At 53.2% G+C, this 20,763-nt stretch carries 17 protein-coding genes, 1 tRNA gene and 3 pseudogenes; 15 read left to right on the plus strand and 6 right to left on the minus strand.

Annotated elements, in window-relative coordinates:
* Positions 1-22: 22 nt before the first annotated feature.
* From trpA to SPI6313_RS12235, 3 genes are all read right to left on the minus strand, one after another.
* Positions 23-817 carry a tryptophan synthase subunit alpha gene (trpA, locus tag SPI6313_RS12225; RefSeq protein ID WP_072621251.1) on the minus strand — a complete coding sequence of 265 codons (795 nt, stop codon included), beginning with the start codon at positions 815-817 and terminating at the stop codon, positions 23-25.
* 82 nt (positions 818-899) lie between these two features.
* Positions 900-972, minus strand: a tRNA-Ala gene (locus SPI6313_RS12230).
* Between the two features lie 36 nt (positions 973-1,008).
* The gene (locus tag SPI6313_RS12235) at positions 1,009-1,728 is read right to left on the minus strand and encodes an HAD family hydrolase (protein ID WP_072621252.1); all 720 of its coding nucleotides are present in this window, start codon (positions 1,726-1,728) and stop codon (positions 1,009-1,011) included.
* A 121-nt stretch (positions 1,729-1,849) separates the two neighbouring features.
* Here SPI6313_RS12235 and SPI6313_RS12240 point away from each other — a divergent pair, with 121 nt between their 5' ends.
* From SPI6313_RS12240 to SPI6313_RS12255, 4 genes and pseudogenes are all read left to right on the plus strand, one after another.
* Positions 1,850-4,138 carry a heavy metal translocating P-type ATPase gene (locus tag SPI6313_RS12240; RefSeq protein ID WP_072621253.1) on the plus strand — a complete coding sequence of 763 codons (2,289 nt, stop codon included), beginning with the start codon at positions 1,850-1,852 and terminating at the stop codon, positions 4,136-4,138.
* 753 nt (positions 4,139-4,891) lie between these two features.
* On the plus strand, positions 4,892-5,875 hold the full coding sequence (locus SPI6313_RS12245) for a PAS domain-containing protein (protein WP_175551129.1): 984 nt from the start codon (positions 4,892-4,894) through the stop codon (positions 5,873-5,875).
* An 85-nt stretch (positions 5,876-5,960) separates the two neighbouring features.
* A pseudogene (locus SPI6313_RS23560) lies at positions 5,961-7,084 on the plus strand (RNA-guided endonuclease InsQ/TnpB family protein).
* Positions 7,085-7,118: 34 nt separating this feature from the next.
* Positions 7,119-7,604, plus strand: a pseudogene (locus SPI6313_RS12255) (transaldolase family protein); the annotation flags it as partial.
* Here the strand turns inward: SPI6313_RS12255 and SPI6313_RS12260 are convergent.
* A complete protein-coding gene (locus SPI6313_RS12260) occupies positions 7,601-7,960 on the minus strand; it encodes an ArsR/SmtB family transcription factor (protein ID WP_139276762.1) in 360 nt (119 codons plus the stop codon). The pseudogene SPI6313_RS12255 and the gene SPI6313_RS12260 sit on opposite strands and share 4 nt — an antisense overlap.
* Before the next feature lie 119 nt (positions 7,961-8,079).
* On the opposite strand from SPI6313_RS12260, the gene SPI6313_RS12265 reads away from it, so the two are divergent.
* From SPI6313_RS12265 to SPI6313_RS12320, 11 genes are all read left to right on the plus strand, one after another.
* Positions 8,080-8,769 carry an MBL fold metallo-hydrolase gene (locus SPI6313_RS12265; protein ID WP_072621255.1) on the plus strand — a complete coding sequence of 230 codons (690 nt, stop codon included), beginning with the start codon at positions 8,080-8,082 and terminating at the stop codon, positions 8,767-8,769.
* A gap of 48 nt (positions 8,770-8,817) precedes the next feature.
* Positions 8,818-9,357 carry a rhodanese-like domain-containing protein gene (locus SPI6313_RS12270; RefSeq protein WP_072621256.1) on the plus strand — a complete coding sequence of 180 codons (540 nt, stop codon included), beginning with the start codon at positions 8,818-8,820 and terminating at the stop codon, positions 9,355-9,357.
* A 961-nt stretch (positions 9,358-10,318) separates the two neighbouring features.
* On the plus strand, positions 10,319-10,828 hold the full coding sequence (gene hoxE, locus SPI6313_RS12280; RefSeq protein WP_072621258.1) for a bidirectional hydrogenase complex protein HoxE: 510 nt from the start codon (positions 10,319-10,321) through the stop codon (positions 10,826-10,828).
* A gap of 12 nt (positions 10,829-10,840) precedes the next feature.
* Positions 10,841-12,466: a NuoF family protein gene (locus SPI6313_RS12285; protein ID WP_072621259.1), complete on the plus strand. Its 1,626-nt coding sequence runs from the start codon at positions 10,841-10,843 to the stop codon at positions 12,464-12,466.
* 48 nt (positions 12,467-12,514) lie between these two features.
* Positions 12,515-14,161, plus strand: a complete 1,647-nt coding sequence (gene hcp, locus SPI6313_RS12290; protein WP_072621260.1) for a hydroxylamine reductase — start codon at positions 12,515-12,517, stop codon at positions 14,159-14,161.
* A 64-nt stretch (positions 14,162-14,225) separates the two neighbouring features.
* Positions 14,226-15,044 (plus strand): DUF6920 family protein, encoded by an 819-nt coding sequence (locus tag SPI6313_RS12295; protein WP_072623118.1) that lies wholly within the window; start codon positions 14,226-14,228, stop codon positions 15,042-15,044.
* 95 nt (positions 15,045-15,139) lie between these two features.
* The gene (gene hoxU, locus SPI6313_RS12300) at positions 15,140-15,856 is read left to right on the plus strand and encodes a bidirectional hydrogenase complex protein HoxU (RefSeq protein ID WP_072621261.1); all 717 of its coding nucleotides are present in this window, start codon (positions 15,140-15,142) and stop codon (positions 15,854-15,856) included.
* Between the two features lie 66 nt (positions 15,857-15,922).
* On the plus strand, positions 15,923-16,327 hold the full coding sequence (locus tag SPI6313_RS12305) for a hypothetical protein (RefSeq protein ID WP_139276630.1): 405 nt from the start codon (positions 15,923-15,925) through the stop codon (positions 16,325-16,327).
* A 41-nt stretch (positions 16,328-16,368) separates the two neighbouring features.
* Positions 16,369-16,917: an NADH-quinone oxidoreductase subunit B family protein gene (locus SPI6313_RS12310; protein WP_072621263.1), complete on the plus strand. Its 549-nt coding sequence runs from the start codon at positions 16,369-16,371 to the stop codon at positions 16,915-16,917.
* A gap of 55 nt (positions 16,918-16,972) precedes the next feature.
* The gene (locus tag SPI6313_RS12315; protein WP_072621264.1) at positions 16,973-17,509 is read left to right on the plus strand and encodes a YbjN domain-containing protein; all 537 of its coding nucleotides are present in this window, start codon (positions 16,973-16,975) and stop codon (positions 17,507-17,509) included.
* 74 nt (positions 17,510-17,583) lie between these two features.
* Positions 17,584-19,008, plus strand: coding sequence for a Ni/Fe hydrogenase subunit alpha (locus SPI6313_RS12320; RefSeq protein ID WP_072621265.1), 1,425 nt, complete (start codon positions 17,584-17,586; stop codon positions 19,006-19,008).
* A 180-nt stretch (positions 19,009-19,188) separates the two neighbouring features.
* Here SPI6313_RS12320 and SPI6313_RS12325 read toward each other — a convergent pair whose 3' ends face one another.
* Both SPI6313_RS12325 and SPI6313_RS12330 read right to left on the minus strand, forming a co-directional pair.
* A complete protein-coding gene (locus SPI6313_RS12325; protein WP_072621266.1) occupies positions 19,189-19,875 on the minus strand; it encodes a response regulator in 687 nt (228 codons plus the stop codon).
* A 63-nt stretch (positions 19,876-19,938) separates the two neighbouring features.
* Positions 19,939-20,604 (minus strand): annotated as a pseudogene (locus SPI6313_RS12330) (sensor histidine kinase); the annotation flags it as partial.
* Positions 20,605-20,763: the final 159 nt, after the last annotated feature.

The following is a 20,763-nucleotide window of genomic DNA, read 5'->3' on the forward strand; positions in this document are numbered from 1 at the left end:
GGACTACAATCAAGCGATCGCCCTACGCTAACGCCGCTTTCAAACTGCGGCAAAAGGTATCGATCGCGGCGAGGCCTTCCTCTGGCGTTCCTTCGGCCAAACGTTTCACGACGGCACTGCCCACAATCACCGCATTTGCGCCCCAGTCTTTTAACTGCTTGGCGTGTTCCGGTTGAGAGACACCGAAGCCAACGCCGACGGGCTTTTGAGTGCTTTTTTGTAGTTGGGGGAGGAGGTCTTGGACGCGGGAGGCGATTTCAGTGCGAGCGCCGGTTACCCCTGTGACGCTGACGAGATAGATGAAGCCTTGGGATTTTTGGGCGATCGCATCAATGCGTTCCGTGGGGCTGGTGGGGGCCACAAGGAGGATCACTTCAATGCCGTGGGCGGTGGCACTTTCGAGGACTGCGGTGGATTCTTCAAGGGGTAAATCTGGGATCACCAACCCTTTCACCCCCGCCTCGGCAATCTGCGCCATAAACACATCAACCCCCCGAAAATAGATCGGGTTGTAGTAGGTAAAGAGAATAATCGGGGCGGTGAGTTCAGCATGGAGCGATCGCACCATATCCAGCACCTTTTGCAGCGTCACGCCCCGTTGTAATGCCCGCGTCGCCGCCGCTTGAATCGTCGGCCCATCGGCGAGGGGGTCAGAATAGGGCACACCCAATTCAATCAAATCTGCACCGGCCGCATCAAGCACCCTTAAGGCCTGGGCCGTGGTTTCTAAATCCGGATCACCCGCCGTAATGAAGGGAATTAAGGCGCATTGATTATTTTCTTTCAGGGTTTGGAAGCGCTCAGAAACCGAGGTCATGCCACGTTTAGGGAAGGGATAATTTGGACTCTTGATTGTACCATTTTCCCTGCCCGGCTCCCCTGATTCTGGGCTGAATGAATGGAGGATAGGGGAGTCGAACCCCTGACCTCTGCGGTGCGATCGCAGCGCTCTACCAACTGAGCTAACCCCCCGTCGGTGAATGATCATACCATTCTCACCCTCAATCTTCAAACTGAAAAGGCCGCATCCTGTTGGGCAACCACCCTTTCCACCCGCTCTAGTTCCAACTCGGTGAATTTATCCACCGTCCAGTTGGCCTGACGTTGCAACATGTGAAACGGGTAAGTATGGGCAATGCCCACCACCTGGATACCGGCCGCCTTAGCCGCAGCAATCCCCACGAGGCTATCTTCAATGGCGAGACAGCGTTGGGGTTCGATCTGGAGGTGGGGATATTGCTGCTGAGCGCGTTCCACGGCCAGATAATAGCTGGCGGGATCGGGTTTACTCGTGGCGCAATCGTCCTCAGTGACGATAATGCTGAAATATTGGGCAAGCTGCGATCGCGTCAACACCAGATCCACCGCCGCCCGGTCTGTCTCCGTCACCAACCCCAAGACCAAATCAATGCTATGGAGTTTTTTGATAAACGCGGCAACACCCGGATAGAGAGGCAACGTGTCGAGGGTAGCGAGGCGATCGCAATATCCCTGCGCCTTTTGGGTCATCAACTGTTGCAAATAATCATCGGACACCACCCGCCCCCGTTGCCGCAGTAAATCCCGCAGACAGGCGCGATCGTTCCGTCCCAAGCAAAACCGTTGATAATCTGCCAGATCCGGCCGCAAATTTTCCGCCAGCAAAATCTGTTGAATCAACTCCCCATGGATTGCCTCATCATTAATGATCGTGCCATTGAAATCAAAGAAAACAGCTTTCAGCGTCATGGCTGGTGCAAGAAACAAAAATCACTCTCCATTCTACGGGAGGGAGCAAGAGACTGACCCCCTCTTGACTCTCTAGCGCACTGGAGAGTTTAGGCTTAAAAAAATCCCAAACACCAGCACCATGAAACAGCAAACTCTTCACCTCGATGGCATGAGTTGCGCAGCCTGCGCCCGCGCCATTGAACGGGTCATCTCTAGCGTTGAGGGGGTGAGCGATTGCACCGTCAATTTTGGCGCGGAACTGGCCCGCGTGAATTACAATCCCGACACCACCGGCCTAGAGCAGATTCAAGCTGCCGTACAGCGAGCGGGCTATGATGCAACCCCCCTCAATTCATCCCGGCAATCCTCCGAGGCGATGGATGCAGCCCAAGCCGAGAAGGCCCAACAACTCCGACGCAAGCTGATCCTCGGTGGGGTGGTGAGTGGGATTTTAATGGTGGGAGGATTGCCGATGATGACAGGGCTACACCTGCCCTTTTGGCCGATGTGGCTGCATCATCCTTGGTTCCAGTTGATCCTCACGACTCCTGTAATGCTGTGGGTGGGGCAATCTTTCTTTAAGGGGGCGTGGGCGGCATTGCGCCAGGGTCGGGCGGACATGAATACCTTGGTGGCCTTGGGCACAGGGGCGGCCTATGGGTATTCGCTGTTTCCGACGATCGCACCCCAATGGTTCACCACCCAAGGGTTAACGCCCGATGTCTATTACGAAACCGCCGCCGTGGTGATTACCCTGATTTTGCTCGGTCGCGCCCTCGAACATCGCGCCAAGGGGAAAACCTCCGCCGCGATTCGGCAATTGATGGGATTGCAGGCGAAAACGGCGCGGGTGATTCGGGATGGGGAAGCGCGGGATATTGCGATCGCATCTGTGGAAGTGGGTGATATTGTCCTCGTCCGGCCAGGGGAGAAAATTCCCGTTGATGGTGTGGTAACTCAGGGAAAATCCACCGTTGATGAAGCCATGGTTACAGGGGAAAGCTTGCCGGTGGAAAAACACCCCGGCGATGAGGTGATCGGCGCAACCATCAATAAAACCGGCAGTTTTCAATTTGAAGCGCAGCGGGTGGGCGATGAAACGGTACTGGCGCAAATTGTCCAACTGGTGCAGCAGGCCCAAGGCTCCAAAGCCCCGATCCAACAACTGGCGGATCAGGTCACGGGGTGGTTTGTGCCGGTGGTGTTGGGGATTGCAGTGCTCACCTTCGGCCTCTGGTCTGGCCTGACGGGGAATCTATCCCTGGCGTTGATTACCACCGTTGGGGTCTTGGTGATTGCCTGCCCCTGCGCCCTGGGTCTGGCGACTCCGACCTCGGTGATGGTGGGCACGGGCAAAGGGGCAGAGTTGGGGATTCTGATCAAAGGGGCGGATAGTTTAGAACTGGCGCACCACGTCCGCACGATTGTGCTCGATAAAACCGGGACATTAACCGCCGGTCAGCCCTCGGTGACTGACTACGCCACCGTCAAAGGCACGGCAGAGGGTCAGGAGTTGCGTCTGTTGGCCCAGATGGCGGCGGTGGAAGCCCAATCAGAACATCCCCTGGCGGCGGCGGTGGTGGACTATGCCCACCGTCAAGGGGTGGAGGATTTACCCCCGGTGACGGAGTTTGAGGCGATCGCAGGCTGTGGCGTGGTGGGTCAGATCAACGGCCAAACCCTGCGGATCGGCACGGGGCGCTGGTTGGCTGACTTGGGGTTAGACTGCGATCGCCCCCAAGTCAACGGCCAACCCCTCGCCCACCTCGCCCACCGTTGGGAACAAGGGGCCAAAACCGTTGTTTGGGTCGCCCAGGATCAGGAAATTCTCGCCATTGTTGCGATCGCCGATGCCCTCAAACCCTCCTCAGCCCAAGTGGTAAAACGCCTCCAGCGCATGGGATTAGAGGTCATTCTGTTAACCGGCGATAATCAAAAAACCGCCGAAGCGATCGCCGCTGAAGTGGGCATTGATCGCAGCTTTGCCCAAGTGCGCCCCGACCAAAAAGCCAAAATCATCGAGCAACTCCAACAGGAAAAATCCAGCCGGAAATCGGCGGCGATCGTTGCCATGGTGGGCGATGGCATCAACGACGCGCCCGCTCTCGCCCAAGCCGATGTGGGGATTGCGATCGGAACCGGCACTGATGTCGCCATGGCCGCCTCCGATATCACCCTCATCTCCGGCGATCTGCAAGGCATCATCACCGCCATTCAACTCAGCCACGCCACCCTCCGCAACATCCGCAGCAACCTCTTTTTTGCCTTTATCTATAATGTGGTCAGCATTCCCATTGCTGCTGGGGCACTCTATCCCCTCACCGGTTGGCTCCTCAGCCCTATGGTGGCCGGGGCAGCGATGGCCATGAGTTCTGTTTCCGTGGTACTCAATGCCCTACGATTGCGACGTTTTCAAGTCAAGACCTAGTGAATAAAACGTGACTGGAAATCGGTTTGAATGGGCCTCGCTCGTCATTCAAACCGATTTTTTTATCTTGAATTTTTTAAATCAGAAAAATGTTAAAAAATTCAAAAAAATGCAGCATACCTGATCTTCAATGACACTTAGAACCTAGGGCAAGAATCCGGTGAGAGGGTGGGCGATCGCATTGCAATCGCTTTAGACTGGCTCCGTATTGATTGAAAATGTTACGAGTCACAAATAATTTCATCGGATGAGATGAAAACAGTGGACAATGGGGCAATGGGGTGTATCTGCATTGCATCCGGTAGATAGTCGCGTAGAGTATGATCACCTGCTCTCTTGGAAGTATTGGCATTGTATAGTCTGCCATTAAACATCAATCAATCCATCAATACACAGCTATAGATACAGCGATCCTAAATCAATCGGAGATCTTATCTCCTCATCAACAAGGGGCTTAAACCCCTTGCCTGTTCATAAATTAAATAGGATTGTTCTAGGGTGTTAGTCGTCCAAAAAGATAACCTTGTTTAAGTCTTGAATCTTCAAGGTTATTATACTTTTTTTGACACCATGAATTATTGTTTTTGGCTCATTTTATCGTGGTTAGATTTCATTCCGATCAAAAAACAATGGTCTCCTTTTTTAATTACTAATTTGGTTCCGTGGATGCCAATCCATAGTATTTGGATTTTGAGTGGCTTGTCTTTGGCTAGTGTGGTGGTATTTTTGATGGTTTGGGGATGGCGTAGGTACATGATTAATAAAGTCCCTAAACGATGGTTCTGCGGTCTTCCTAATCGGCGCGATCGCATCATCGCTGACCGATTACCAGAGGAACTGATTATCATTGATGAGAGGGGTACGATTCAATTCATCAATCAAGCGGCACAAAGAGAATCAAAATTAGCATTCCAGGAAAAAACTCAGCATTATCAAGCCATTGTAGAAACAGCGTCAGAAGGGATCTGGCTCATTGATATGAATAACCGAACATTATTTGTGAATCAACGGATGGCGGAAATGTTGGGCTATGACATTGAAGAGATGCGGGGGCGATCAATTTTTGAGTTTATGGATGAGGAAGGAAAGGCGATCGCTCACAAACAATTACAAAGTAGTCGTTTAGAGCAATTAGATCAGTGTGATTTGAGGTTCCAATGCCGGGATGGTTCTGCCCTCTGGGTGATTATTTCTACCCCGCCTGCCTATGATGCCAGTGATCACTATGTCGGGGCCGTGAGTCTGATGACAGACATTACGGAGCGAAAGCAGGCAGAAGCGATTCTGCAAGATAATGAGGAGCGGTTTCGCGCAATTTTTGAACAGTCGGGGGTGGGAATGGCAATTTTTACCCTGGAAGGGCATTTTTTCCGCGTCAATCAGAAGCTTTGTGATCTGTTGGGGTACAACCGGATTGAGTTATTGATCCAGCGTTATGAAGATTTGCTGCTCCCGGAGGATCGCCTTGAAACGCAGCGTTTAAGCCAGCGGTTATCTGATGGGATGGAGTCTTCCTACTGTCGTCCTCAGCGGTATCGATGCTCTGATGGCCGGTGGTTGTGGGGGGCAACAACGGTTTCCTTGATTCGCGATCGCGACAATGTGCCGAAGTATTTTGTGGGTGTGATTGAAGATATCAGTACGCAAAAGGCGGCATTACAAGAACGAGAGGCGGCGGAAGAGTTCCTACGGGCGTTGTTAAATGCAATCCAAGAAAGTGCGTTTTTACGAATGTAAAGCGTAAAGCCCCCGTTTTCCAAACGGGGGATATAAGCGAAGGGCTGAATTTATTCAGCCGTGATACCGAGGTATCATAGCAACCATGAAAACGCTCAAGTTCAAGCTCTACCAGCATAAGCGGAATAGATACCTCAAGCGGACAATCAATGCCGCAGGGCGTATCTACAACCATTGTGTTGCCCTCCACAAACGGTACTACCGAATGTGGGGCAAGCACTTGAACTGCGCCCGACTGCAAAAACACATCGCCAAGCTTCGGAAACGGAACCCCTGGTGGTTGCAGGTGGGTTCTCAAGCCGTACAGGATATCTGCCAACGAATTGAGAAAGCGTATCAACTGTTCTTCAAACACAACAAAAAAGGCGTTCGCCTGCCAAACTTTAAGAAGACCCGAAAGTACAAATCCTTCACCCTCAAGCAAGCTGGGTACAAATTCCTCGGTGGCAACCGGGTCAGGATTGGGAACAAAGTCTATCAATATTGGCACTCTCGCCCCATTGAGGGCAAGGTCAAGACCGTGACGATTAAACGAACTCCCTTGGGAGAACTGTTCATGATTGTCACGGTAGATACCCTGTCAGAACCCCAAGTCAAAACCGAGACAGGTAACATTGCTGGTTTTGATTTTGGACTCAAGACGTTTCTGACCTGTTCTGAGGGATTCAAGATTGATGCCCCCTTGTTCTTCAAGCAGTCACTCAACGCAGTTCGCAAAGCGAGTCGAGAGTTGTCCCGTAAGCAAAAGGGTTCAGCCCATCGAGAACGTGCCCGATTGAACTTATCCCGCAAGCATGAAGATATGCCCATCGACGGGGGGCCTGGTTTGGGAAGTTAGCCCATCAACTGACGAATCAGTTTGATATGCTGTGTTTTGAAACCTTGAACCTCAAGGCGATGCAGCGGCTCTGGGGGCGTAAGGTGAGTGATTTGGCGTTTCGGGAGTTTCTGCAAATCCTGGAGTGGGTGGCGACGAAGAAGGGGAAGCGGGTGGTCTATGTTGACCGCTGGTTCCCTTCGAGCAAGACCTGTTCAAGTTGTGGTCATATTTTGGAGCATCTGGATTTAGAGACTCGCCATTGGCGGTGTCCCAGTTGCTCGGCAGAGAATGACCGGGATGAGAATGCGGCGATGAATATTAAAGTGGCTGGGGCTTCAGCCATTGGGTTAGGTGATGTCAGACAGGCGTTGCCTGCTATTGCTGTTTGATCCCAGAATCCCCCGTTTTCTAAACGGGGGAGTAAGTCAATATCAACTCATGGCATCTACCCTAGATGACATGCTTCGGGAGGGTTATCAGGCGGCGGAGTTGATCGGATCGCAAACCGTGTTAAAAATTCCTGCGACTCCGATGGGGTTTCAGGCGTTGGCACAGCTTTCGCCCCAGATTTCCTGTTCTGTGACGGGAATTTACCATCCGGCTCAGGCGGCTGTGGCCGGTGAAGGGGGGGCAAAATATGCGATCGCCTACGTTAACCGTGCCACCCGCTTGCTCGGTGACGGCATTATTCTCGTCGCTGAAATGGCGCAAATTCTCCGCAACAGCCCGACGCGCATCCTGGCCGCCAGCCTTAAATCCCCCGACGAAGCCGCCGCCGCTCTCCAGGCCGGAGCCGATCACCTCACCTTACCCCTGACGCAATTACAGGCTCTGGCCACCCATCCCCTGTCCGAAAAAACCGTGCAGGAATTTGCTGAGGGTGGATGTGGATTGGAGATCAGACCTTAATCGCTAAAGCTGCGAAAGAGGCTGAAGGCTTCGATTTCTTGGTTTTGGCTCTCTAGGGCGGTGGCAATGCGATCGCAGACAATATCGCAAATTTTGAAAATGCTCGGATCAGCAATTTCGTAATAAACGCTCACCCCCTTAGGCTGGCGATTCACCATGCCCAATTGAGTTAAGAGCTTTAAATGTTTCGACACATTAGCTTGCCCTAACCCAGTGGCATCAATGATTTCCGTCACATTTTTAGAACCAGACTTCAAACAACACAAAATTTGCAGCCGGCTCACCTCGGATAACACCTTGAAATACTCGGCAATCCGATTGAGCACTGTGGGTGAAATCTTCGCGATCTGATTCATTCCACAATCCATGACATTAATATCCCCCAATAAAACTTTACGGCTCTTGATGCATTATCATATTACTATATGATAATATGATTTGTGCAAGACTCATACGCAACCCTCTCCATCTATATATGCTATTTCGCCAACTCTTCGATCCTGAAACTAGCACCTATACCTATCTCATCGCCGATCGCACCACCCGTGAGGCGATTCTCGTCGATCCGGTGATCGAACAAGTAGACCGCGATGAGCAACTTTTAACAGAACTTGGCCTCACCCTTCGTTACTGTCTCGAAACCCATATCCACGCCGACCACATCACCGGCACCGGAACCCTGCGCGATCGCACCGGCTGTTCTGGCGTAGCCCCCCGCAAATCCGGCATTATCTGCGCCGATGTGCCCTGTGATCATGGCGATCGCTTCACCATCGGCGACATCACCGTGACCGCGATCGCCACCCCTGGTCACACCAACTGCGACATGAGCTACTTGATCAACGACACCCACCTGCTCACCGGCGATAGCCTCTTCATCCGAGGCTGTGGCCGCACCGATTTCCAAAGCGGCGATGCGGGTCAACTCTACGACTCCATCACCCAGCATCTGTTTACCCTGCCGGATCATGTCCTCGTCTATCCGGGTCACGACTATCGCGGCCAAACCGTCTCCACCATTGGCGAAGAAAAGCAACATAATCCCCGCCTGGCCGGACAAAGCCGTGATCAGTTCATTACTCTGATGAGTGGTCTTGATCTCCCCAATCCGAAAAAAATCATGGAAGCAGTGCCGGCAAACCAACATTGCGGCCAAGTTGCCTAGACTCTCCACTTTTCGCGTTTCAACCCCTACCCTTCGGAGTATCCATCCATGACCACGATTAACACCCAACTCGAAGCGATCGCCCCCACCACCCTCCAGCAATGGTTAGCAGAAGATCGCGTCACCCTCGTTGATGTGCGCGAACCTTCCGAACACGCCGGCGAAAAAATAGCCGGGTCTCACCTCGTCCCCCTCTCCCGCTTTGAACCCGCTCAACTGCCCCACGAAGCCGGCAAGCCCGTCGTCCTCTATTGCCAAACCGGCAACCGTTCCACCGAAGCCGCCCGCCATCTCATCCTCGCCGGCTATGAATCCGTGATTCACCTCGACGGCGGCATCACCGCTTGGAAGCAAGCCGGACATCCCACCCAAGTCAACAAAAACGCACCGATCAGCATCATGCGCCAAGTGCAAATGATTGCCGGGAGTTTAGTTCTCACGGGGACTCTCTTGGGGGCCTTTGTCTCGCCTTGGTTCTTGATTTTGAGTGGGTTTGTGGGCGCGGGGCTAACCTTTGCAGGGCTGTCGGGAACCTGTGCCATGGCGATGCTGTTGGCGAAACTCCCCTACAACCAACGAGTGGGCTAACGCTCCTCGCCCACCGGGCTACTCCTGCCTGGAATCCTTTGTCGTGCGAGCTTCTAGCTCCCTATGGATTGGCCAGTTCATGGGGGAAAGTAGCGAGCCAGAGGCTCGCACTCCCATTCCGTTGACCTTCTGTCGTGTGAGCTTCTAGCTCGCTATGGATTGGCCAGTTCATGGGGGAAAGCAGCGAGCCAGAGGCTCGCACTCCCATTCTGTTGACCTTCTGTCGTGCGAGCTTCTAGCTCGCTATGGATTGGCCAGTTCATGGGGGAAAGCAGCGAGCCAGAGGCTCGCACTCCCATTCCGTTGACCTTCTGTCGTGTGAGCTTCTAGCTCGCTGCCTGTTAATAAGCTTCTAACTCTCTGCCCGTCTAGATTTGGCATCAGTGAGCCAGAGGCTCATAGTACCCTTGATGCAATTCTCAACGGGCCCGTGGGTGATCCCCTGTTATTCAATCCTTAATCTTGCTCCGATGCGATCGCAAAAGCTTTACGGCTTGACCCTCACCCCAAACCCCTCTCTCACGGGGCGAGGGGCTTCTGATCTGTACATGATAATTTCTGAACAAGCTTTAATTCAAGAACATTACTATCCTGAATTTGATTAAAAGATGGGTTAAAAAATGAGTATTGTTTGATACAAGATCAGCAATGTTATCAGTTAATAAAATATGTTGTGATTCAAAAACAACTTAATGCACTTTTATGCTGTAGCTGAGACTATCGTGAATAGTTTCAACCTCTTTTCGCAATAAATAGATTGCGAATCTTCACAATTATTTACTTAGACCTTGAAGATTATTGAATGATTCTAAACATCGCGGGAATTACTGGGGTTCAGTGACAAAATACGGGGAAGTATTCTCTCGATAATCGATTGATTTTGGTCAAAGTCAATGATTAGGAGTGAGCTTATTCTGCACTGAAATTGTGCATAGTTACTGTCCTACGAAGGGGAAGACCCATGTCCACCATCACCCCCACCCCTGCTGCCCCCAAGGCGCAACCGGATAAACGCTTCAAGATTCTCGACATCACCATGAAGCGGAATCACTATCGCCAAGATGCGTTGATTGAAGTGCTCCACAAGGCGCAAGAGTCTTTTGGCTTTTTAGAGCTTGATGTTCTTGAATATGTGGCGCGATCGCTCAAGCTCCCCCTGGGCCGCGTCTATGGGGTAGCGACGTTTTATCATCTCTTCTCCCTGAAGCCCAGCGGTAAGCACAGTTGCATCGTCTGTACCGGCACAGCCTGCTACGTCAAAGGGAGCGGCAAACTGGTCGAGGCGATCAGTGAAAAACTGGGCATCCAAGTGGGCGAAACCACGCCCGATGGCCAAGTATCCCTTTCCACCGCCCGCTGCATTGGAGCTTGTGGCATTGCTCCTGCTGTGGTGTTTGATGGCGAAGTGAAGGGCAAACTCGATGCGGATGCGGTGCTCGCGCGTCTGGCGGTCTTGGCTGAAACTGAATAATCTGGAGGCACGATGGATTTAGTTGAACTGAAAGCATTGGCGGCGGCCGAACAGGCCAAGTTTAAGCCGGTGCGCGTAAATTGTTGTACGTCCACGGGTTGCCAAGCGGCTCAATCATTGGAGATTAAAAAGAATCTGGCGAAGGCGGTGAAGGATCGCGGCCTGGGCGATCGCGTCGAAGTGGTGGGAGTCGGCTGTATGGGGTTCTGTGGTCGTGGCCCCTTGGTGCAAATTTCCACCGATGACCAACTGTTTGAAGCGGTCACCCCCGACCAAGCCGCCGGGATTATTGCCAGCATCGACGGTGGCATCACTGATGCTGAGGTGGGCGATGTGAACCATCCCTTCTTTAGCCGCCAATTCCATATTGTGCGCAAAAACAGCGGCAAAATTAACCCCGATCGCATCGAAGACTACATTGCCAGCGGCGGCTATCAAGCCCTGTACAAAGCCCTTTTTGAACTATCGCCCGACGAAGTGGTGACGGAAATCACCCAAAGCGGTCTGCGGGGTCGCGGCGGCGGTGGCTTCCCGACGGGGGTGAAATGGGCCACGGTGGCGAAAATGCCGGAGGGTCAGAAATACGTGATCTGTAATGGGGATGAGGGTGATCCGGGGGCGTTTATGGATCGCTCCGTCCTCGAAAGTGATCCCCATTTGGTGCTCGAAGGGATGGCGATCGCAGCCTACGCCGTCGGTGCCGACCATGGCTATATCTACGTCCGCGCCGAATATCCCCTCGCCATCGATCGCCTCAACAAAGCGATCAAACAAGCCAAACGCTACGGCATCCTCGGCAGTCAAATTTTTGACTCCCCCTTTGACTTCAAAATTGACATTCGGATCGGGGCCGGAGCCTTTGTCTGTGGGGAAGAAACGGCGTTGATCCATTCCATCGAAGGCAAACGCGGCAACCCCCGCACCCGCCCCCCCTATCCAGCCCAAGATGGTCTCTGGCATTGCCCAACGCTGATCAACAACGTGGAAACCTACGCCAATATTTCCACCATTATTGAAAAAGGCTCTGACTGGTACAGCCAGATCGGCACCGAGGGCAGTAAGGGCACGAAAATCTTCGCCCTCACCGGCAAGATCCGCAACAACGGCCTGATCGAAGTGCCGATGGGGATCACCCTGCGGGAAATTGTCGAAGAAATGGGCGGCGGTGTCCCCGATGGCACGATTAAGGCGGTGCAAACGGGTGGCCCGTCCGGCGGTTGCATTCCGGCACATCTGCTCGATACCCCCGTTGATTACGACTCCCTGACGAAGGTGGGGTCGATGATGGGGTCGGGCGGCATGGTGGTGATGGATCAGACCACGAGCATGGTGGAAGTGGCGCAGTTCTATATGGACTTCTGCCGCGAGGAAAGTTGCGGCAAATGTATTCCCTGTCGAGCGGGGACGGTGCAACTGCACAGTATGCTGACGCGCTTGTTGGCGAAACAGGCGACGGCGGCGGATTTGGAAACCATGGCCTCACTCTGCGCCATGGTCAAGGAAATGAGCCTCTGTGGTTTGGGAATGACGGCCCCGAATCCGGTACTGAGTACCTTGAACTATTTCCGCTCGGAATATGAGGAACTGTTGCAACCAATGCCCGCCCAGCCGCAAAACGCGGCAGTGACGGCATCCTAAGGCGCGATCGCAGCCTCATCTACATCAGCAATCGGAGAGTTGAACAAAATGTTTTGTGAACAATGTGAACAAACCGCCAGCGGCCAAGGCTGCCATCAATGGGGAGCCTGTGGCAAAAGCCCGGAGGTGAACGCGGTTCAGGATCTGCTGGTTTATGGCCTGCGGGGCCTGTCGGTGGTGGCGATCGCCGCCCGTGATCACAACATTGATACCACCGATGCCGATATCCTCCTCGGCGATGCCCTCTTTTCGACGATGACCAACGTCAACTTTGACCGGAAACGGTTTATCACCTTAATCCGGCAAGTGATCACCCTCCGGGAACTGCTCAAGCTGCAAGTCCAAAACCACAATGGGCGCAAGACCTTCTGGCCCGACATTTGCAACTACGAGCCGGATTGGTCAGAAAGTCTCGTGGAGCAGGGCTTGGCGAAGTCCCTCGAACGCCTCCAAAAAGTCGGGCAGAATCCGGATATTTTTGCCCTCCAACTCACCGTTTTGTATGGCGTGAAAGGGTTGGCTTCCTATGCGTTCCTAGCTTCGGAACTGGGACAACATGATCCGGCGGTTTACCACTTCTGCGAAGAGGCCCTCATTGCCTTAGATCGCACGGATTTAGACCTGATGGCCTGGGTGAACTTAGCCCTGAAGGTGGGCGAGGTGAATTTTCGGGCAATGGAACTCCTGGATGCGGGCCATACGCAAACCTACGGCCACCCAGTTCCGACCCCGGTTCCCCTCAATCCGCGCCAAGGCCAGGCGATCCTTGTGTCCGGCCATGACATTAAAATCCTGGCGGCGTTGTTGGCGCAAACCCAAGATACGGGGCTAACGGTGTACACCCACGGCGAACTGTTGCCCGCCCACGGCTACCCGAACTTAAAGGAAAAATATTCCCATTTCTACGGCCATTACGGGACGGCGTGGCAAAACCAAACCAAGGATTTTACCAAGTTTCCGGGGGCGATCGTGGTGACCACCAATTGCCTGATGCCGCCCCATGAAACCTACGATGACAAGCTGTTTTCTGTGGGGAGTGTGGGCTATCCGGGGCTGATTCATCTGGGGATGTCGGATGGGGTTCCGGATTTTAGCCCGGCGATCGCAAAATCCCTCGCCATGCCCGGCTTCACGGTCAATGATCCGCCGCGCTCGGTGCTAACCGGGTTTGCCCGCAATGCGGTGCTGTCTGTGGCCGATACGGTGGTGGATGCCGTGAAGGCGGGGAAAATTCGCCATTTCTTCCTCGTCGGGGGCTGCGATGGGGCCAAGCCCGATCGCAACTACTACACCGAATTTGTCGAAAAAGTCCCCGATGACTGTGTAGTTTTGACCCTCGCCTGTGGGAAATTCCGCTTCTTTGATCAGCAGTTGGGCACGATTGGCGACTTGCCGCGCTTGCTCGATGTGGGGCAATGTAACGATGCCTACAGTGCGATTCAAATCGCCTTGGGCTTGGCTCAGGCGTTTGACATGGGGGTGAACGATCTGCCCCTGTCGATGATTTTGTCTTGGTATGAGCAAAAGGCGATCGCTGTTCTGCTCACCCTCCTCCATTTGGGGATCAAAGACATTCGCCTAGGGCCAACCTTGCCCGCCTTCTTGACTCCGAATGTCTTTGCCCTGCTCTCCGAACGGTATAACCTCCAAGGCATTACCACCCCCGACGCAGATCTAGCCGCCTGCTTAGGGTAAACCCTAGGGGCGGATCGGGATTATCTATTCCCGATGCCCCGTTATTCTCATGGAGTTCTTGCAAATGATGTATTTCAGTTTAATCAGTCTGGGTGTAGGGTTGGCGGTCATGATCGCCGGACGGCGGCTGTGGCAAATGTGGCAGATCCACAAACTGCGGCGATCGCTCACCACCGCCAATGAATTGATCGTGTTCACCCCCGATCTCGTCGCCAACCTGCCGCCCCCAGTTCAGCGCTATTTACTCCATGCGATCGCCCCCGGCACGCCCCTCGCCAACGCCGTCCAACTCGACATGCAAGGCAGCTTCAAAACCAATATCAACAAACCCTGGTTGCCCCTCAAAGCCCGCCAATGGATGACCGCCCTTTCCGGCTTCGTCTGGCAAGCCAAAATCGGCAAACCCCAACTCCAATTCATCGGTGCAGACTCCTACTGCAACCGCCAAGGCCGCGTCCACTTTGACCTCTGGGGCGCGATTCCCCTCGTCGATCACCATAGCGACGAAATTAGCCGCTCTAGCCTCGGTCGCCTCGCCATTGAAATGGTGTGGCTCCCCTCGGCCCTCCTTCCCCATAACGGAGTTACCTGGCACGCCCTCAGTGAACACCACATCTGTGCCGAATGGACGATGGACGATGAACCGATCTGCCTTCAACTCACCATCGACAACCAAGGCCGCCTCCAGCACGCCGAACTCTCGCGCTGGAACGAACAAATCCACGGCTACAGTCGCTTCGGCTCTAGCTTTGTCAGTGAGCGCACCTTTAACGGCATCACCATTCCCACCCAAGTGGCCGCCGGTTGGAATGTTGATAGCCCGGACTACCACGAATTTTTCCGCGCCGTGGTTCACGATGCCAAATTCTCAACGACAGTCTAGCCCCCAACCCTGGGGGATGTTGCTGCTATTCCCTGTCCTAATGGGGTGATCCCTTACACCCCTATCACCCTTAAATCCCTTTGCAGGAGAGAACTATGTCAATTACGACCCTGAAAATTAATGGTCAAGATGTTGTGACCGAAAGTGGTAAAACTGTTCTGGATGCGGCCCAAGAGGCCGGGGTTGCCATTCCCACCTTGTGCCACCTTGAAGGGGTGAGCGAAGCTGCTGCTTGTCGCCTCTGTGCCGTGGAAGTGAAAGGCACACCAAAACTATTGCCCGCCTGTGTCACCCCGGTGAGTGAAGGGATGGAGGTGGAAACCAATACCCCGAAACTCCAGGACTATCGCCGCATGATTGTGGAACTCTTTTTCGCCGAAGGGAATCACGTTTGCTCGATCTGCGTGGCCAATGGGAACTGTGAGCTACAAGATGTGGCGATCGCGGTGGGGATGGATCATTCTCGCTTTAGTTACCGTTTCCCCGATCGCGGCGTGGATCTCTCCCATCCGATGTTTGGCATTGATCATAACCGCTGCATTCTCTGTACGCGCTGTGTGCGGGTGTGCGATGAAGTGGAAGGGGCCCATGTGTGGGATGTGGGCAACCGGGGCGAGGCTTGCTATATCGTGTCGGGGATGGATCAGCCCTGGGGCGAGGTGTCCGCCTGTACGGCTTGTGGTAAATGTGTGGATGCTTGCCCGACGGGGTCGATTTTCCGCAAGGGCACGACAACGGGAGAAAAGGTGGGCGATCGCGCCAAATTGGAATTTTTAGTGAACGCTCGCGAAAAACAAGAGTGGTCACGCTAAAGATGAAGGGTGTTAATCCCAATCCAGGGGACTGTATTGGATCTGAATTGTTCACCATTACCGCTTATGTCTTCACGTTCTGATCTGTCTGCTCTCTATTCATCTCCTGTGCCCTTCACGCTATCTACCCGGCACTATGGTAGTCAGCCTGAACCAGAAACCCAATTTTTGATGGCCTTGGACTTGTGCGAAGACTTTTTTGCCATATCCGCCGCCTGTACTCCCACCGATGGCATGCAACTCCGTCATGCGGTGGAACTATTGACCCCCCTTTTAGCAGGGACAGAACTTTGGTTTGTACTCATCGATCGCTACATAACCCGGATTCAACGGCTGCGATCGCAACTCCGAACCTTAAGCGGTACATCCCAACCCGGACAAACCTGTTGCATCAATCAACACTGTGCTTGTCCCCTCCATTGTGACCCCAGCGAATACGCGCAACTCCTAGAGGCGCTACTCTCAGTCTAGAGAACTTCTTCATTCCTGATTCAAATTCACGAGGACTCATTATGTCTAAAATTCGCTTTGCTACGGTTTGGCTTGCGGGCTGCTCCGGCTGTCACATGTCCTTTTTGGATATGGATGAATGGCTGATCGACCTCGCCGCCCAAGTGGATGTAGTCTATAGTCCCGTCGGGTGTGACCTCAAAGACTATCCCGACCATGTGGACGTGTGCCTCGTGGAAGGCGCGATCGCCAACGAAGAAAACCTCGAACTCCTGCGCCACGTCCGTGCCCGCACCAAAACCCTAATCTCCTTCGGTGACTGTGCCGTCACCGCCAACGTCCCCGCCATGCGCAACATGCTCGGCGGCGCAGAACCCGTCCTCAAACGCGCCTACCTCGAACTCGGCGACTCCACCCCCCAACTCCCCCACGAACCCGGCATCGTCCCCGAACTCCTCGACCAAGTACGCCCCATCCATGAATGGGTTCCCGTCGATATCTTCATGCCCGGTTGCCCCCCCAGCGCCGATCGGATTCGCGCCACCCTCGAACCCCTCCTACGCGGCGAAATGCCCGTCATGGAAGGGCGAGACATGATTAAATTTGGGTAATTGGCCCAGTACCCCATTTCCAGCATTCAGTTTCTTCATTGGTTAATTTGACTTCATGACACTTTTTGAGCTCGTCACCGAGACAATTCAAACAGATGATTGGTCGTTTCATATTCTGGAATCCGAAGCGACAATCATGATCGAAATAACCTTGGAATCTGGGCAGTTTCGAGGCTATTTCTTGATCGATGAAGAAACAGAATGGGTACAGTTTAATCTCGTCTTGCCGGTGACCGTGCCCGCGGACAAACTATCTGTGGCTTGTGAATTCATTTGTCGCGTCAACTATACGTTGCTGGTCGGTCACTTAGATATCGATCTTGATGATGGCGAAGTTCGCTATAAAACCAGCGTGATTCTCCATGAAGCACCTAGGACACTCAACACCATCCGTAATGTAATCTATCCCAATTTGATGATGGTGGATCACTACTTTCCCTCATTCATGAAAGTGATCTATGGAGATGCAGATCCCGCCGAGATCCTTGATGATCTCGATGATGAATTTGACGACGAATTCGACGATGAATTTGATGATGATGACCTCCAAAACAGTGATCATCAGCACTTTGATCCCCATGATTTGAATTAACGCCACCGACAGCACCCAAACACCGCCATCCTCAATCTTGACTCTCCTATTCACCTATTCTCCCCACAAAGACCATGGCTAAAACAGTTGTTATTGATCCCGTCACTCGCATTGAAGGTCACGCCAAAATCTCGATCTTTCTCGATGATGCGGGCGAAGTTGAAAATGCGCGATTCCATGTGGTGGAATATCGCGGCTTTGAAAAATTTTGCGAAGGTCGGCCCTTTACCGAAATGGCGGGGATCACGGCGCGAATTTGCGGCATTTGTCCCGTGAGTCATTTACTCGCCGCCGCGAAAACGGGCGATAAACTCCTCGCGGTGCAAGTGCCGATCGCTGGGGAAAAACTCCGCCGCCTGATGAATTTGGGGCAGATTATTCAATCCCATGCCCTTTCATTTTTCCACCTCAGCAGCCCGGATTTTCTCCTCGGTTGGGATAGTGACCCGGCGAAGCGGAATGTGTTTGGGCTGATTGCCGCTGATCCGGACTTGGCGCGGGCGGGGATTCGGCTGCGGCAGTTTGGCCAGACGGTGATTGAAAAATTAGGGGCGCGGAAAATTCACGCCGCCTGGACGGTTCCGGGGGGGGTACGATCGCCCCTCTCCGCAGAAGGTCGCCAATGGATTTGCGATCGCCTCCCGGAATCCCTCGACACCACCCGCACCGCCCTGCGGATCTTCAAAGACCTCCTCGATCGCTTCCACACCGAAACCGAACAGTTCGGCAAATTTCCTTCCCTCTTTATGAGCCTCGTCGCCCCCAACGGCGATTGGGAACATTACGGCGGCGCGATCCGCTTCAAAGACAGCGAGGGCAACATCATCGCCGATGGCCTCAGCGAAGACGATTACCAAGACTATTTAGGCGAAGCTGTTGAACATTGGTCCTATCTGAAATTCCCCTACTACAAGCCCCTGGGCTATCCTGACGGCATCTATCGCGTTGGCCCCTTGGCGCGGGTGAACAATTGCGATCGCTTCGGAACCCCCGAAGCCGATGCCGAACTCGCCGAATTCCGTCAACGGGCCGGGGCGATCGCTACCTCCTCCTTTCTCTATCACTACGCTCGCCTCTTGGAAATCCTGGCCTGCTTAGAACGAGTTCAGCGTCTCATGGATGACCCGGATATGATGAGCGATCGCGTTCGTGCCAAAGCTGACATCAATCAAACCGTGGGCATCGGGGTCAGCGAAGCCCCACGGGGAACCCTCTTCCACCACTACCAAGTAGACGAAAACGGCCTCCTCGAAAAGGTCAACCTAATCATCGCCACAGGCCAAAACAACCTGGCGATGAACCAAACCGTCACCCAAATCGCCAAACACTACATCCACGGCAACGAAATCCCCGAAGGCATGCTTAACCGCGTCGAAGCCGGAATCCGCTGCTTTGACCCCTGCCTCAGTTGCTCCACCCATGCGGCGGGCCAAATGCCCCTCCATGTGCAACTGCTGCGCCCCGACGGTTCCGTCCTCGATGAGGTGTACCGCGACTAAGGGCGATCGCGCCTGAACCGCTCCCGCTCATCCCGAATCAGGTGAACCCCAGCGAATTCACTGGATAGCATCAATAGCAACTCAAGCCAGAAACCCTCTGAATTCAGAGGGTTTCTGGCATTCTGCTCAAGAGCCATCCCGGTGATCCACCCCACCAGAAATCACCCCGAATCACCAGCTTTATTTTGAGGGAGTTTCACCCGGTGGAAGCAACCCCATTTGAATGGCCCAGATCGCAGCCTGGGTGCGATCGCGCACCTCTAATTTTTGCAAAATCGTATGGACATGAACACGCACCGTTCCAGGCGCAATATAAAGAGCATCAGCAATCTCCCGATTGCTCTTGCCATGGGCGACTAAGGACAAAATTTCCTGTTCTCGTTTCGTTAAAGGATTCGTCGCCGCCGTTGATGACTCCTCAGTCACAAGGGGGGATGCTTGCTGAAACACCGATTGAATTTCCTGGGACGCGATCTCATCCCACCACGATGCCCCCACTGCCACCGATCGAATTGCCAAGATGAGAACTTCGGCGGCCACCCCCTTGACACAATAGCCCTGGGCCTGGGCTTCAATTAAACGGTTAATCAAGGTAGGCTGGGAATGAGACGTGAGAATTAAAATAGGCAATTTGGGCTGAAGTTGTTTAATTTGGCGGCAGGTTTCGATACCGCCAATACCCGGCAACCCCACATCTAAAATCACCATGTCAAAAACCTGTTGATGAACAAAGGCGATCGCCGTTTCCCCATCTTCGGCCTCAGCCACAATCTCTAAACTAGGTTCCTGGGTGAGCCGGGTCACCAACCCTAACCGGAACAGTTCATCATCTTCAACCAAAAGAATTCGGATTGGCGAGAGCGACATCGGAAACTATCCATAACACCAGGGCATGATTTGAGGGTGAAGCTCGGCAAAGGATGAGAAACATCACAATTCGATCGGCACCCAAAAGGCAACAACAGCCCCGCGAGGCGATCGCTGCTCTGCCCATATTTTACCGCCATGGGCTTCAATAATCTGACGACTGAGGTAAAGCCCTAAACCCGCCCCTTTCGCTTGGCGATCGCCGTTCCCTTGATAAAACCGCTCAAATAAATGGGGTAAATCATGCTCAGAGATGCCCTGTCCTTCATCTAATATTTGCACCTGATAAACATTGTTTTTAAGAGCAATAAAAATCTCTACTTTTCGCCCGCGTAGAGAATGGTGAATCGCATTCGTAATTAAATTATTAAACACGCGGTGTAGCTGAAACGCATCCCCATTAATCCAATAGGCTTGGCGAAAATCAGAGTCACCTTGACGCAGACATAAATGAACTTGTCGAGACGTTGCGAGGGGGGTTAATTGCAAAATCACCTCTTCCGCAATATTCGTGAGATTCACAATGCTGCGGTGGAGTTGTAACCCATTCAGATCATTCCGGTAAATATCCATCAGCATTTCGACCAGTTGCAAGGTCATGCGATGGCTGCGGATCATAATGGCGATCGCCCGTTGTTGAGCGGTGTTGATCGTGCCAAACTGTCCAGCCTGAAACGCATTGAGGGTTTCAATCGCTCCTAAAAGAGGCGTTTTTAAGTCATGGGTCAGCTTCGGTCTCACACTATGTTGATATGGGAAGCATCCCAGTGATGCAACCCCAGCAAAAGACTAGCCTGTGAACCCTGTTTAGTGGTTGCAGGAGAATACGCATTGTAGAGAACCGCTAGTCTTAATGCAGCAACCCAAGCGCAGGAAATTCGATCGCTC

The sequence above is a fragment of the Spirulina major PCC 6313 genome, assembly GCF_001890765.1.
GTDB lineage: Bacteria > Cyanobacteriota > Cyanobacteriia > Cyanobacteriales > Spirulinaceae > Spirulina > Spirulina major.

What these genes read in the sequence shown, in the direction of transcription:
- SPI6313_RS12315 (WP_072621264.1), top strand. Translation starts at nt 16,973, where the DNA reads ATGACACTTTTTGAGCTCGTCACCGAGACAATTCAAACAGATGATTGG.
- SPI6313_RS12235 (WP_072621252.1), bottom strand. Translation starts at nt 1,728, where the DNA reads ATGACGCTGAAAGCTGTTTTCTTTGATTTCAATGGCACGATCATTAAT.
- hoxU (WP_072621261.1), top strand. Translation starts at nt 15,140, where the DNA reads ATGTCAATTACGACCCTGAAAATTAATGGTCAAGATGTTGTGACCGAA.
- SPI6313_RS12270 (WP_072621256.1), top strand. Translation starts at nt 8,818, where the DNA reads ATGACCACGATTAACACCCAACTCGAAGCGATCGCCCCCACCACCCTC.
- hcp (WP_072621260.1), top strand. Translation starts at nt 12,515, where the DNA reads ATGTTTTGTGAACAATGTGAACAAACCGCCAGCGGCCAAGGCTGCCAT.
- SPI6313_RS12240 (WP_072621253.1), top strand. Translation starts at nt 1,850, where the DNA reads ATGAAACAGCAAACTCTTCACCTCGATGGCATGAGTTGCGCAGCCTGC.
- SPI6313_RS12325 (WP_072621266.1), bottom strand. Translation starts at nt 19,875, where the DNA reads ATGTCGCTCTCGCCAATCCGAATTCTTTTGGTTGAAGATGATGAACTG.
- SPI6313_RS12260 (WP_139276762.1), bottom strand. Translation starts at nt 7,960, where the DNA reads ATGAATCAGATCGCGAAGATTTCACCCACAGTGCTCAATCGGATTGCC.
- SPI6313_RS12245 (WP_175551129.1), top strand. Translation starts at nt 4,892, where the DNA reads ATGATTAATAAAGTCCCTAAACGATGGTTCTGCGGTCTTCCTAATCGG.
- SPI6313_RS12310 (WP_072621263.1), top strand. Translation starts at nt 16,369, where the DNA reads ATGTCTAAAATTCGCTTTGCTACGGTTTGGCTTGCGGGCTGCTCCGGC.
- SPI6313_RS12285 (WP_072621259.1), top strand. Translation starts at nt 10,841, where the DNA reads ATGGATTTAGTTGAACTGAAAGCATTGGCGGCGGCCGAACAGGCCAAG.
- trpA (WP_072621251.1), bottom strand. Translation starts at nt 817, where the DNA reads ATGACCTCGGTTTCTGAGCGCTTCCAAACCCTGAAAGAAAATAATCAA.
- SPI6313_RS12305 (WP_139276630.1), top strand. Translation starts at nt 15,923, where the DNA reads ATGTCTTCACGTTCTGATCTGTCTGCTCTCTATTCATCTCCTGTGCCC.
- SPI6313_RS12320 (WP_072621265.1), top strand. Translation starts at nt 17,584, where the DNA reads ATGGCTAAAACAGTTGTTATTGATCCCGTCACTCGCATTGAAGGTCAC.
- hoxE (WP_072621258.1), top strand. Translation starts at nt 10,319, where the DNA reads ATGTCCACCATCACCCCCACCCCTGCTGCCCCCAAGGCGCAACCGGAT.
- SPI6313_RS12295 (WP_072623118.1), top strand. Translation starts at nt 14,226, where the DNA reads ATGATGTATTTCAGTTTAATCAGTCTGGGTGTAGGGTTGGCGGTCATG.
- SPI6313_RS12265 (WP_072621255.1), top strand. Translation starts at nt 8,080, where the DNA reads ATGCTATTTCGCCAACTCTTCGATCCTGAAACTAGCACCTATACCTAT.